Source organism: Amycolatopsis sp. NPDC051372, from assembly GCF_040682095.1.
In the GTDB taxonomy this organism is placed as follows: domain Bacteria; phylum Actinomycetota; class Actinomycetes; order Mycobacteriales; family Pseudonocardiaceae; genus Amycolatopsis.
Map to the genome: position 1 here is coordinate 20368 of NZ_JBFBAF010000046.1, position 12296 is coordinate 32663.

The following is a 12296-nucleotide window of genomic DNA, read 5'->3' on the forward strand; positions in this document are numbered from 1 at the left end:
CTCACGGTATCGTTGGGTGACCGTGCCGGGGTGGTCCACAAACCCCTGACAAATCACCTGCACCGACCATTGCATCCAACGCCGCTACACCGCCCACTACAGCGGTCTGCATCACCGGTTCCTGGAACAACGGCACGCCCAACGTCCGCTCCAGCGCCGGAGCGAGCAGCTTGTGCGCGGCGGATCAAACGCGCGACCACGAGGTCGTAGAACTTCCTCGGCCTCGGGCGGGGCAGATTGCCGAACTGCGCGCGGGACTCGACCTGGAACACGCCGATCGCGTCGGCTTCGCCGAGCATGTCGGAGACGGCCGGGTCGGCGAGGTCGAGGTCGTGCAGTCCGATGTGGACGTCGTGGTTCTGCGCGACGAGGTCGATCAGGTAGTGCAGCGCGGGGCTCCTCGACCGGGCGTGGGCGTCCGGTCCCGGTAGTGAGGTGTACAGCACCGCCCCCGACTCGACGACAGCGAGCCTCAGCGGCAGTTCCGGCACGGGCATGTGTCCATCGTCAACCTCGCTGACCAGCGGCGAAGGTCGTAAGCTCGCACCTATGTTCGAAGATCGGCGACCGCTCGGCGAGTACGGCAGCGCAGACCTCCCGGTACGGCCGGTGCTGCAGCACGGGCTGAACCCGGACAGGTCGCTCACTGTCCGCCCGCCGCGGCACTGCCCGCGCCAGCACCCCATGCCCGGGTCGGGCACGTTCTCGTGGGTCGGGGCGCTGGGCCTGCACTCGTTGGTCTGCCACCGCTGCCGCGACGAGGGCCACGCCGAGCACCAATGGGCCCTCATCGACCCCGCCTACGAACAAGCCGACGCGGAGGAGGCCACGGGGGCCGGGCTAGAACTGGTCACAGTGCCACCGGGCGAGGTCGCCGGGCCCGGCCGGATCGAGCTGCACCTGGACGGCTACGCGATCGGCGCGGCCACGCTGGCGGTGTGCCCCGCGGATCGGACCGGCGTGCTCGATCACGTCCAGGTCGATGTCGAGGTCCGGCGCCGCGGCTACGGGCGAGTCCTCGCGCTCGCCGCGTTCTCCCGCCTGGACTGGTTCACCGAGGGGCCGGACTGGATGCGCGGTGACCGGCGGGTGCAGGCACTGCAGGCGGCGCAGCACGGCGTCGGATACACGTGGACCACCACGCTTATCGAGGACACCCCCGAGGCGCGCGGATTCGCCGAATGGCTACCGCTGCCCAAGGTGGGCGAACCGCGCTACTGCCAGCACATGCTCGACGCGGCCTCGCGACTCACGTCGTAGGCAGGCCCGGACTTCGCCCCTGCTGAGCCGAGCGGAGAGCAAGAAGCGACGCGCCCTGCGTTTGCCCGACCGGGCCCCGCCCGCCTGGCCCGTCGACGGAGCTGGCCTTGTTGAAGCCCTGGTTGCAGCACTCACCAGCGCCGGGCCTGCTCGATCGGACCCAGGCCGGCCGGCCGCCGATCCACGGCTACAGAGACACGTATTCGCGGATCTTGCCGCGGACGTGGGGGCGGTGGTCGCCGAGCGCGATGCCCAACGTCGGGAGCTGTTTGGCAATCTGCAGATCGGGCAGCGGCTGGGTGAACGGGACGTCGGCGTAGCCGCGGTCGTCGGTGTCCCACTTCGCCAGGTCCGCCTCGACGCCGCGGATGCGGGCGACGACGCCGTCGACGACGTAGACGATCGCCTGTAACCGCGGCCAGCGGGCCGCGGCGAACGGGGACCACTTGCGGTCCGCCTCCAGCTGCACCTTCTCGCCGACGCCGGCCTCGACGTAGCGGCGACTGGTGTCGGCGTCGATCTTGCGGGTACGAGTGTTGCGGTAGACGACCAACACACAGTCGCCGCCGTCCTGGTAGGCGTGTAGCTTCCGGTAGAGGGTGGTGCGCCCAACACGGAAGGTCTCGGCGATCTCGGCGACGGTGTGCTCCCCCGCGTCATACATCCGCTGCGCCTGATCCAACCGCCGCTGCGTCAGCGCCGGGGGCCGGCCACCGACACGGCCGCGAGCCCGGGCGGCAGCCAGACCGTCCAACGTGCCCTCGACGATCATCTCCCGGTCGTACTCCGCCAGCGCGGCGAGAAAGTGGAACACCAGCCGCCCGCCCGGGGTGGAGGTGTCGATGCCCTGTTCCAGCACGATGGAGTCGACCTCGTGCTCACCGAACCAGCGGACCAGCTCGAGCAGGTGCTGCTGGGAGCGGCCGATGCGCTTGAGTCGGGTCACCACGACCTCGTCGCCGGCGCGGAGCGATGTCCTCCTCGGCCACCCCGGCCGCGGCGAGCGCGTCGATCTGGTGATCGGTGCTCTGATCCCGGGTGGACACCTGGGCATACCCGAACCGCATGCGATGAGTCTCCAAACTACCCGGCAACCCTTAGGCGAACACTTTCGATACACAAAACCGGAACCCATGCCATCTGGCAGCCTCACATCGGTGCAACGGGTTCCGAAAACAATCGTTTCGGAGACCCATGCTGTATCCGCTCGACTCCCTAGCGCGCACGGCAGCGAGGGCCGAGACCTGCTACGCCTCGCCAAGCCAAGGTCGACCAGGTGCCGCAGCTCCTCGACTTCGCGGGCGAAGTCCTACCCATGCGCCCTGCGACCAGGACGGTGGAGTCGTCCTGGTTTTTGAGGGCCCGCGCGAGTAGGTCCCGCTGCGAGGACAACCCGGATAAGTCTGCGTGCTCGACATCTTTCCTGTGGGCCAGGAACTGAGACCCCGGGTCGCGTCGGATCAGGTCGCTCGGCAAGTGGAACAGGCCGGCGCTGCGGACTACGCAGCGCCGGCGCGAGTGGCGAACGCCGGAGTGGCACAGTCCCGCAGGCTCGCGCGCGTGCCGCCTGGCGGCAGGCGGCCGGCGCGCGCTGCCGCTCCGAGACGATGCGGGGCTCGATGTTCACGATCCTGACGACGGCCGGCTTCGAAGTGGCCAAGGAACCAAATCCGGTTCCTCGTCGTCGAGCGCCATCCAGTCGGCGAAGGCTTCGCCGGAGCGCTCCGGGCAGGATGCGGTTGACTGATGTAGTGGCTGGGGGGTTCGGGCACGTTGCCGCCGCAGCAGTTTCGATCTACCGGTGGGGGTCGTCGACCTTCAGCTGGGCCCCGGCGTCGGCGACGAAGACGACCAGGAGCCTGGCCGGTGCCGTCGAGCTGGTGTTCTCGGTGAGGACGTGGTGAGCACCGGGCTGCTCGATCCAGTTCTGGCCCTGCTGGAATGTGCTGACGGGCTGGCCTTCGAGTTGGCTGCGCACGGTGCCGTCGAGGACGTAGGCGAAGACGAACGCGTCACCATGGCGGTGCGGCGCCGCGCGTGCGCCGGGCGGCAAGGTGACGATCGCTGAGGTGAAGGTCTTGCCTTGCACATTCGGAAGGGCCTGCTGCAGCAGCGGGGTCAGGGTTTCCGTGGGTGGCTGTGCTGCCGTGGTGGGCATCGGAGCCGTGGCAGCGGGCTGGGTTGCGACGGGGGCGGGCTGGTCCGAGGCAGCGCAGGCCGTGACCCCGGCCAGCGCGGCGACGGCCAGGAGGCCACCGGCGATCCGCATTCCGATCATGAGGGGACTCCTTTTCAGCTTTCGGTAACGCGAAAGATCGTCTTCCCGGGGATACGCTCGCCGGGGGCGAGCGCGGCGGGTGCCTCGGCAAGTGGCCGTACCGCGCCCACCACCGGCGCGAGCCGTCCGTCCCTCACCCGCGCGGCGAGGTCGGCGAGCCGGGCACGGTCGGGTTCGACGACGAAGAAGACGGCCCGCCCGTCCGTGGGCCGGACGGTGGGCGGCATGGCGATCGTGACGAGCGTGCCGCCGGCGCGCACCAGGGCGGCCGAGCGGGCGAGTATGTCTCCGCCGATCACGTCGAACACGACGTCGACCTCGCCGGCGTCGTCCAGCTTCTCGGTCTGGAGGTCGATGAAGGTGTCGACGCCGAGCGCGAGCGCCTGGTCCCGGTCAGCGGTCCGGCCGGTACCGATAACGCGGGCGCCGACTTCGCGGGCGAGCTGCACCGCGATCGACCCCACGCCGCCCGCAGCGCCGTGGACCAAGACGGTCTCGCCGGTGGCCAGGCGGCCGTGATCGAACAGGCCCTGCCAGGCGGTCAGTCCGGAGATCGGCAGCGCGGCCGCCACGGTGTGGTCGACATCCGCCGGCAGCGGCGCGAGATTGCGGGCCTCCACCGCGGTGTACTCGGCGAGCGAGCCGTCGCGGAACCAGTCGGCCATGCCGAACACCTGCTGGCCGACACTCAGGCCAGTGGTGCCGAAGCCCACCTCGACGACGACACCCGACAGCTCGTGGCCAGGCACGCTCGGCGTCCTGTCCCGGCCCGCGCGATCGGTCCACGTGGCCGACCAGTCGAGTTCCCCGCGGGTGAAACCCGCGGCGTGGACCCGGACGAGAACGTCGTTCTGAACCGCTTGGGGGTCGGGCAGGTCCGTCAGTGACAACCCTGCGATACCGGCGTCTCGGTCCCGAACGGTGATGGCTTGCATGACAGTCCTTACTCGGAGGGGCAATCGAGCACTCTCGCCCGCGAGCGTTGCATCGTCTCGCTCTGCGTTCTCGTCAGGGAGACGAGGCAGCCCCTCCAGGCGTGACAGCTCAGACGTGATTGAGTTCGTGCGGGTAAGTGACCCCGCGCTACGCGGTGATCCGACCGTCTGTGATCTGCACCGTGTCGACGGACTATACGCGGCCCTGCCGATGGAACACGAGGGCGAGCTCGCCGCCGACCTCGACGAAATCGATGTGGTCGGACGCCCGCGCGGACCTGATCGGCACCGTGGCGGCGCGGCGCGGGTGGGCCCGGTGTAAGAGGTCCTAACGGAATGAATCTTGGCCTGTGGTTTGAACTTGCCGGTTGTTGAGCAGGTGGCAGCGGGTTGGTGTGGCTCAGCGCAGGCCGTGGGAGGTCGAGGACGAGCTGTGGGAGTTGATCGAGCCTCTGTTGCCCAAGGTCGAGCGTCGCTTCCGAAACCCGCACGGAAACGGTTGGACGATCGGAAGGCGTGGTGCGGCATCTTGTTCGTGCTGTACACGGGACTGCCTGGGGGTTCTTGCCGCAGGAGCTGGGGTACGGGCTCCGGCCTGACCTACTGGCGGCGGCTGCGGGACTCTGGGCCGAGGCGGGGGTCTGGCAGCGGCTGCACGGGCTGCTGCGGACAAGCTCAACGCCGCCGTCCTGATCGACTGGTCGCGGGGCAACGGCCGATGGCTCGCATGTCCGAGCGCTAAAAGGGGCCGAAAACCGGTCCCAGTCCGGTCGATCGGGCCAGGACCGGCCACGACGCGCCGGCGCTGCCAGGGATGACGACCTTCGAGCTCGCCTCGGCCGACCTGTGGGCCACCAGCATCACCGTCGACCGCCACCCATCGAATTATGTGGCGCTTCGATCCGACTGCCCCGGTCAGCGGGGTTGGGGCCGTCGGAGGAATTCGGGGGGAATATCGCCACCGTCGCCAGAGTTCGAGCGTTCATTGACGTTCTGGAGGGACGCGTCGGTCCGGGAACGGCGCCGTGATGTCCGGGCGGACGGCCCCTTTCAGGGTGGGGCTGGTCGTCCCACTGCAGGGGCCTGCGGGGATCTATGGGTCGTCCTGCGTGTTGTGTTCCCGACTGGCGGCCGAGGAAATCAACAATGCAGGCGGTGTGCTCGGCCGCCCGGTGCAGCTGAGGATCGTCGACGGCGGGGCGGGCGTGGACCGGGTCGCGTCCCAGGTAGATCGACTGATCACCGCCGGACAGATAGACGCCGTGGTGGGTTGGCATCTCTCCGCGGTGCGCCAGCGACTGGCTCCCCGGACACGAGGGCGAGTGCCGTATGTCTATACGGCACTCTATGAAGGCGGTGAGTCAACGCCCGGGGTGTTCGCGATCGGAGAGACCCCCGAAATCCAGCTGCTTCCCGCCCTGACCTGGATGGCCGACGAGATCGGCGTGCGGCGATGGTTCGTGATCGGCAACAACTACGCATGGCCGCACCGCTCCACCGCACTCACCCGACAGTTCCTCCGGGACCATGACAAGGTGCGGGTCGACGGCGCTGCGTTCGTGGACCTCGGTACGTCGGCCTTCAACGCCGTCCTGCGACAGATCGAGCACAGTGCCTGCGACGGGGTACTGATGTTCCTGGTCGGGCACGACTCGGTCGAGTTCAACCAGCAGTTCGCCCGACGCGGCCTGCAAGACCAATGCGCCCGGTTCTCGACACTCATGGACGAGAACATGCTCCAGGAGATAGGTGCCTCGTCGGCGCAGGACGTGTTCGTCGCCTCGGGCTACTTCGAAACGTTGCCCACGGCCGAGAGCCTCCAGTTCGGAGCCCGTTACGTCCGCCGGTTCGGTCCCGAGGCTCCGGTGCTCAACGCGCCCGGCGAATCATGCTACGAAGGACTGTGGATGCTAGCCGAGCTAGTGAACCGGACCGGCTCCAGCAACGTCGAACAGCTGTGCGCGACCGCCGAACACGCTCGCTACCATGGCCCCCGGGGCAACATCCTCGTCGATCGTGCACGAACTGAGCAGGCAGTCTATCTGGCGACCGCGGACCACACGGGCTTCGACATTCTGGCCAGTATCTGACGATTCGCGCCCGACTCGGCTGCAGTGCAGGGGTCGGCCCCGGCCCGAAACGCCGGCCCCAGGGCTGGCTCGTGCTCGACCTCGACCCCGGCGAAGGCGCCACCGTGGGCGAGTGCGCCCGCGTCGCTCCTGACGCACGCCTGGGAGCAGTAGACGAATCAGCCTGCGCGCGAAGCTACTTTTCGGCTCGGGCCAGCGAAAGGGTTCCAAGCTCTCCTTACGTCCAGCTCCTGCGCTCGCAGCCGGGCGCGGTGCATTGGGCACCGACCCACGCTGGAGCGCAGTGTGTTGCCGCGCTCGGGGGACACGCCCCGGGGGACGCTGCACAGTCCGGGACCGGCCGAGGCGCGGTGGCGGACTGTGCAGTTCGATGGCGCGCCGCGGCCGGCGAGGCAGCCTTCGCGGAGGCCCTGCCAGGTGCGGGTGTCGCCGTGTGCTTCGGTGATGGTGGCGGCCACCGGTTCGCCGCGTGGCACGCCGAGGCGGTCCGGATCGTTGCCACGGTCGGCGAGAAAACCGGCCGACGACCACGAGTGCCCGGTTGATCCCGGCGCACCTGCAGGCGGCTGCCTCCCTGGGGCGCCCGCAGTAGGCAGCTCAGGCCCGGATGAACTCGAGCAGGTCGGCGTTGATCGTCGCGGCCTCGGTGGTCGGCATGCCGTGCGGGAAGCCCGGGTAGGTCTTGAGCGTGCCGTTCTTCAGCAGCTTGACCGAAAGCGGGGCCGAGTCCGCGTAGGGCACGACCTGGTCGTCGTCACCGTGCATGACCAGCGTCGGCACGGTGATCTTCTTCAGGTCCTCGGTCTGGTCGGTCTGGGAGAACGCGACGATGCCGTCGTAGTGGGCCAGCGCGCTGCCCATCATGCCCTGGCGCCACCAGTTCTGGATGAGCGCCTCGTCGGGTTCGGCGCCCGGCCGGTTGAAGCCGTAGAACGGGCCCGAGGCCACCGCGCGGAAGAACTCCGAGCGGTTGGCCGCGAGCTGGGCCTGCATGTCGTCGAAAACGCTCAGCGGCAGCCCGCCGGGATTGGACTCGGTCTGCAGCATCAGCGGCGGGATGGCCGCGAGGATGGCCGCCTTCGCGACCCGGGCCTCACCGTGGCGGGCCAGGTAGCGCACGACCTCGCCACCGCCGGTGGAGTGTCCGATGTGGATCGCGTCATGCAGATCGAGATGCGCGGTGACCGCGGCGAGGTCATCGGCGTAGTGGTCGAGGTCGTGCCCGTCGGCGACCTGCGCCGAGCGGCCGTGACCGCGCCGGTCGTGGGCGATGACGCGATAGCCCCGCTGCAGGAAGAACAACATCTGGTTGTCCCAGTCGTCCGCCGACAGCGGCCAACCGTGGCTGAACACGATCGGCTGCCCGGTGCCCCAGTCCTTGAAGAAGATCTCGACACCGTCGGCGGTGGTGATCATCGGCATGGGTGGTCTCCGCTCTCTCAGGGTGCGACGGCTCCCCCGTCGGGGCCTGTCACAGTCGATGATCACGTTGCTCTGCCAGCCGCGGCCCGGGCAAGGCCGCGTCTGAAACTGTGGGGACTTCGTCTGCTCGAGCCCGCGCACCTCGGCGCCGCCAGCGTTCATCGACAAGATCCGCGACGCGATATCCGACCGACACACCTGACCACGGGACACGCGCGCAGCACTCGCAGGGGAGACCGCGATACGGTCTGGACCATTCGACGAGTCAGCCTGCTGCGTTCCACCAGGCATTCGGTCGCTCGCCAGGCTGCTCGACTGCCGCCCGGTCGGCCGCGCCCGCGGCGGGGGCGGCCGGCGTCGTCGAGAGGTCGAACAGCTTCGGAAGTCGGGCGTTCATCAGCTCATCGTCCGCCCGTTCGTGCTGCCTCACGCGGACCACGCGCGCCTGCGGCGCTGGGTCGTGCAGGTTCGCGCGCCGACGGGCGCGGCGCACCCAGCGCGTCCACCGCGCCGCCGCCGACCACCGGCGCTTGCCAGCGCCCAGGGGTATGCCCTCGCTCAGCAGCCGGGCCTACCTTTCCCTGGCCAGGTGGCGATCTCGACCCGCGTCCGCTCCCGCAGGTCTGCGCCCGGATTGGACAGTGGTTCGTCGAACAGCAGCAGCACCGGGCGGCCGACCAGCCCCCAGCCGAGCGCGACGCGCTGCTGCTCCCCGCCGGACAGCTCGCTGGGAAACCGCACCGCGTAGTCGCCCAGGCCGACACGCTCCAGCACGGCGGTGACCTGCTTCTCCGCCTCGGGGCGAGCGATCTTCTTGCGCCGCAGCGGGTAGGCGACGTTGTCCGCGACGGTCAGGTGCGGCCACAACACGTAGTCCTGGAACACCATCGCCAGCTCGCGCCGTTCCGGAGGCACGTGCAGCGTCTCGTCGGCGACCAGGCGGCCGCCGAGCAGGATCCGGCCGTCGTGGACGCGCTCGATGCCTGCCACCGACCGCGGCAACGTGGATTTGCGGAGCCCGACGGGCCGAACACGACCACGAGCTGTCCGGCTTCGGCGACGAGCGACACCTCGTCCAGCGGTCTGCGCACCGTAGCGCTTGACCAGGTCCCGGACCTCCAGCCTGGTGGCCGTCCCGGTGGTCACCGGTGCTCCCAACGTCGCCATCCGGCCGGGCTCAGCAGCCGGAACAGGCCCAGCGCCACCCCGATCACCAGGAGGATTCCCAGGCAGGCCACCACCGGCGTCGATGCTCCGCCGGATTCTCGAGACGCTGGGCCAAGTCGCCGGAACCGGTGACGGCGTGAACATGCCCGACGGAGTCATCGCCGCGCTGGTGGCGAAACCGGACGCCCCGGTGGCAGTGCTGGAAGTCGACGAGAACTACGCCCCCCTGTCGCGGCGCAAGTGCGACCGGAGTGTCTGGTCCTGCTCAACCTCAGCCGCGATCAGCTCGACCGTGTGGGCGAGGTGCGTGCAGTCGAACCTGCGCTGCGGGCGCTGACGGCGTCGTTGCCGACCACCACGGTGATCGCCAACTACGACGACCCGCTCGTCGCCTCGGCCGCACTCGCCGCGGCCCGGACTCTCTAGGTCGGCGCTGGGCAGGAGTGGAACAGGGACGCCGTGGCCTGCGCCCGGTGCAGCCGGGCCGTGCTCCACACTGGCGCCGGTTGGTGCTGCGCGTGCGGGCCCACCCGGCCGGATCCTTGTGGTCGCTTTACGAAGACACTCTGACCTCCGCGCGTGACGCGACCGTCACGCTCGACCTGCGCCTGTCGGGCGGGGCCAACACCGCCGTCGCCAGGGCCGAGCGCGTGGGCGTCTCGCCCCGCGTCGCCGTCGCACAGTTGGGCGCGATCTCCGACGTCGCGGGCCGCTACCGGCGAGCTGACGTGTCCGGCCGCGCGGCGCGGATCCTCCTCGCGAAGAACCCAGCCGGATGGCGGGAAACGCTGCCGTTGCTCGATCCATGGGCTTCGGTGGTGATCGCGATCAACAGCGGTGAGGCCGACGGGCGTGACACGTCGTGGCTGTGGGACGTGCCCTTCGAGCAGCTACGCGGCCGATACGTCGTCGCGGCAGGCGACCGCGCCACTGATCTGGCGGTGCCCCTGACCTACGGCGAGGTGCAGCACATTATGTGCCGCCGGCCCCTCGCCGCGATCGCGGGCCTGCCACCCGAGCCAGTCGAGGTCGTTGCGAACTACACGGCGTTCCGCGATGCCCAGCAACAGCTCGGCAATGCGGAGTCCGCGGTGGCATCGGCCTCGTGCTGCCCGACATCCTCGGCACCCACAGCGACGCCTGCAACGCCCAGGTTCTCGAGCGCCGGCTGCAGTGGCGCGGCATCGCCGCCACCGTCCTGGAAATCCGCCACGACCGAGCCGTCCCGTCATCCCTCGACCTTTACCTGCTCGGCGGAGCGAAGACGACGGCCAGGCCCTCGCTGCCGACCACCTTCGCACCAACCCCGGCCTACAGCACGCAGCGGCCTGCGGCGCGTTCGTGTTCGGCGTCTGCGCCGGATTCCCGGTTCTCGGCACGGCCTTCACCACCTCCGACTACACCACGCGCGCTGGACTGGCCTGCTCGACGCCGTCACCATGCCGGGCACGAAGCGCGCAGTCGGTGAGGTCGTCGTCGACGTCGCACCGCCGCTCGGCACCGACCCGCTCACCGGCTTCGAAAACCACCTCGGCCGGACCCGCCTCGGCCAGGACAGCCGGGCCCTCGGCTCCGTGCGCCCAGGCACCGGCAACGGTGCCCGCACCGAAGGCGCAGTGACCGGCCACGTGCTGGCGACCCACCTCCACGGGCCGGTCCTCGCCCGCAACCCCGACCCCGCAGATTTGCTTCTGGCCGGGGCCCTCGGCGGGCCACCATCCGCGCTCCCCCTGCCCGAAATCAGCGCCCTGCGGCAAGAACGGTTCCGGGCCACCAAACGTCGACCGCGAAGGTAAACGGGAGGAAAACCATTTTGCCGGACGCTATCCCCGGCGGCGCGACACTGTCGCGGCTACGTGATCGCCGTGCGACGCCGGAGAACAACCCATTTCGGTGGCTCCGGTTGCCCCGCGCGGAGGGAGTCGGATCAACACCGTATCACCGTGGGCGGCGTCGCGACAGTCTGGCCGCGTTGCGGGTGGCGTCGTTCCCAGGTATAGACAGGAAAATCTAAGATCCAATTGGAGCGACTGGCGCGAAAAAGCTGACCCGTAATTATCGCCCCTGAAGGCTTGACAGCCGAGCGTCGCCCACCACTAATCTGGATGACGCATACTAAAATAGGTGTTCTTGCGGGGCGGGTCTGATCATTCCGTATCGCGTTGCGGCGTGCCAAGAACATCTTCGTGGGGATTTTCGGATTGGCGGGAGTTCAGTCGCATGAGACACGGGTCGACACCGCGAACGCTCAGGCGACGCCAGCGCTGCCCGACGGCGCGCGGTACCTTTCTCAGCGGCACGGCCCAACACAATGCCTCGGCCGTCGAGTCTGAGCGCGCTGGCCGATACCGGGTGGTGTCGGCGTCTCGACTTGCTGCCACCCCTTCCATAATCTCGGCGCCAACTCCCCGCCGCGGGCCAGGTTCCGGATCTTGCGGGCGAACACGGGCCCGCCGCCGGTGTCGGTCGATGCGTGCCAGCATCCGGCGATCACACCGCTGTACTCATGACGCAAGGTCCGCAGTCGGAGACTGCATCTCTCCTTCCGGCTACGGACCGCGCCGGAACACGGCTAGCCGTGTTCCGGCGCCAGATCCGATAGCAGTCCAGGCAAGCGTGAATCTCATTCATGAGTCAGGCCTGCTTGTCGCGCCGACTGCTCCAATTTCTGATTCAAGAGGATCATCGAATGGGCAACTCGCACGGCGTCCTGACCGCTGAGGCGGCCGACAATCTGACCACGCTCGCCGAATGCGAGCGACTTCTTGCCGAGGTGCTCACCGATATCGTGGACACCGACCACGTGCCGGTCGACGGCCACTTCTTCGACGACCTCGGCGCCGACTCCATGGTCATGGCCCGCTTCTGCGCACGAGTCCGCAAACGGCCCGACCTACCGTCAGTATCAATGCCCGACATCTACAAACACCCGACGATTCAAAGCCTTGCAGCCGCCCTCACCACCACAACCACGCCTGCGTCGCAGCCGGCAACCACACTCGCCGAATGCGAGCGACACTTCGCCGAGGTGTTCACCGACATCACCGGCACCGACCACGTGCCGGTCGACGGCCACTTCTTCGACGACCTCGGCGCCGACTCCATGGTCATGGCCCGCTTCTGCGCACGAGTCCGCAAACGGCC

General features: G+C 68.9%; 12 protein-coding genes and 1 pseudogene. 6 read left to right on the top strand and 7 right to left on the bottom strand.

All coding sequences use genetic code 11. The features are described from left to right. Position 1 precedes the first annotated feature (1 nt). Positions 2–497, bottom strand: a pseudogene (locus AB0M56_RS44855) (hypothetical protein). A 52-nt stretch (positions 498–549) separates the two neighbouring features. Here AB0M56_RS44855 and AB0M56_RS44860 point away from each other — a divergent pair. Then, positions 550–1260, top strand: a complete 711-nt coding sequence (locus AB0M56_RS44860; protein WP_364188094.1) for a hypothetical protein — start codon at positions 550–552, stop codon at positions 1258–1260. Positions 1261–1447: 187 nt separating this feature from the next. On the opposite strand, the gene AB0M56_RS44865 is transcribed toward AB0M56_RS44860, so the two are convergent. From AB0M56_RS44865 to AB0M56_RS44875, 3 genes are all read right to left on the bottom strand, one after another. Beyond that, positions 1448–2206: a recombinase family protein gene (locus AB0M56_RS44865; RefSeq protein WP_364188096.1), complete on the bottom strand. Its 759-nt coding sequence runs from the start codon at positions 2204–2206 to the stop codon at positions 1448–1450. Positions 2207–3055: 849 nt separating this feature from the next. Next, a complete protein-coding gene (locus AB0M56_RS44870; protein WP_364188099.1) occupies positions 3056–3538 on the bottom strand; it encodes a cupin domain-containing protein in 483 nt (160 codons plus the stop codon). Between the two features lie 14 nt (positions 3539–3552). Next, positions 3553–4473, bottom strand: a complete 921-nt coding sequence (locus tag AB0M56_RS44875) for an NADP-dependent oxidoreductase (RefSeq protein WP_364188102.1) — start codon at positions 4471–4473, stop codon at positions 3553–3555. Between the two features lie 115 nt (positions 4474–4588). Between AB0M56_RS44875 and AB0M56_RS44880 the strand changes: the two genes are divergently transcribed. Beyond that, a complete protein-coding gene (locus AB0M56_RS44880; protein WP_364188105.1) occupies positions 4589–4795 on the top strand; it encodes a hypothetical protein in 207 nt (68 codons plus the stop codon). Positions 4796–5528: 733 nt separating this feature from the next. Next, positions 5529–6563, top strand: a complete 1035-nt coding sequence (locus AB0M56_RS44885) for a substrate-binding domain-containing protein (protein ID WP_364188107.1) — start codon at positions 5529–5531, stop codon at positions 6561–6563. Between the two features lie 597 nt (positions 6564–7160). Here AB0M56_RS44885 and AB0M56_RS44890 read toward each other — a convergent pair. The 3 genes from AB0M56_RS44890 to AB0M56_RS44900 form a co-directional block, all read right to left on the bottom strand. Then, positions 7161–7985, bottom strand: coding sequence for an alpha/beta hydrolase (locus AB0M56_RS44890; RefSeq protein ID WP_364188110.1), 825 nt, complete (start codon positions 7983–7985; stop codon positions 7161–7163). Between the two features lie 265 nt (positions 7986–8250). Continuing rightward, positions 8251–8382, bottom strand: a complete 132-nt coding sequence (locus AB0M56_RS44895) for a hypothetical protein (RefSeq protein ID WP_364188113.1) — start codon at positions 8380–8382, stop codon at positions 8251–8253. A 161-nt stretch (positions 8383–8543) separates the two neighbouring features. Then, complete coding sequence (locus AB0M56_RS44900) at positions 8544–9311, bottom strand: ATP-binding cassette domain-containing protein (protein WP_364188115.1); 768 nt, start codon at positions 9309–9311, stop codon at positions 8544–8546. A gap of 144 nt (positions 9312–9455) precedes the next feature. Between AB0M56_RS44900 and AB0M56_RS44905 the strand changes: the two genes are divergently transcribed. The 3 genes from AB0M56_RS44905 to AB0M56_RS44915 form a co-directional block, all read left to right on the top strand. Next, positions 9456–9578: a hypothetical protein gene (locus AB0M56_RS44905; RefSeq protein WP_364188118.1), complete on the top strand. Its 123-nt coding sequence runs from the start codon at positions 9456–9458 to the stop codon at positions 9576–9578. 83 nt (positions 9579–9661) lie between these two features. Next, the gene (locus tag AB0M56_RS44910) at positions 9662–10948 is read left to right on the top strand and encodes a MurT ligase domain-containing protein (protein WP_364188213.1); all 1287 of its coding nucleotides are present in this window, start codon (positions 9662–9664) and stop codon (positions 10946–10948) included. Between the two features lie 893 nt (positions 10949–11841). Then, positions 11842–12296: acyl carrier protein (locus AB0M56_RS44915; RefSeq protein WP_364188120.1), on the top strand; the 455-nt coding region annotated here is incomplete at its 3' end.

Bases quoted from the DNA above. Each gene is read 5' to 3' on its own strand.
- AB0M56_RS44890 (WP_364188110.1), bottom strand. From the start codon at position 7,985: ATGCCGATGATCACCACCGCCGACGGTGTCGAGATCTTCTTCAAGGAC.
- AB0M56_RS44860 (WP_364188094.1), top strand. From the start codon at position 550: ATGTTCGAAGATCGGCGACCGCTCGGCGAGTACGGCAGCGCAGACCTC.
- AB0M56_RS44895 (WP_364188113.1), bottom strand. From the start codon at position 8,382: ATGAACGCCCGACTTCCGAAGCTGTTCGACCTCTCGACGACGCCGGCC.
- AB0M56_RS44900 (WP_364188115.1), bottom strand. From the start codon at position 9,311: ATGACTCCGTCGGGCATGTTCACGCCGTCACCGGTTCCGGCGACTTGG.
- AB0M56_RS44875 (WP_364188102.1), bottom strand. From the start codon at position 4,473: ATGCAAGCCATCACCGTTCGGGACCGAGACGCCGGTATCGCAGGGTTG.
- AB0M56_RS44870 (WP_364188099.1), bottom strand. From the start codon at position 3,538: ATGATCGGAATGCGGATCGCCGGTGGCCTCCTGGCCGTCGCCGCGCTG.